At 72.4% G+C, this 246-nt stretch carries 1 pseudogene; it reads left to right on the forward strand.

Features of this window, described 5'->3' with window-relative positions:
- Positions 1-246: pseudogene (locus tag QSV46_RS40615) on the forward strand (hypothetical protein); the annotation flags it as partial.

Here is a 246-nt window from a genome sequence, read left to right on the forward strand (position 1 = left end):
GTATGGCGCGGGCGAATGGCGTGCCTCGCTGGCCGGTCCGGAGGCCGAGATCCGGCAGGTGATGGCGCTGCGGCCCGACGGGTCCATGGACGGGCGCTGGTTCCATGCCGACCAGTCGGCGCTGGGCGGGCGGATGCTTGCGGTGAAATCCGACGCGGGCCCCCGCATCCTTTCCGTGTCCCCCGACCACATCAAGGCAGGCGAGACCGCCGAGATCCGCATCACCGGCGTCGGCCTGACCGGCGC

This window comes from Bradyrhizobium cosmicum, assembly GCF_032290525.1.
In the GTDB taxonomy this organism is placed as follows: Bacteria; Pseudomonadota; Alphaproteobacteria; order Rhizobiales; family Xanthobacteraceae; genus Bradyrhizobium; species Bradyrhizobium cosmicum_A.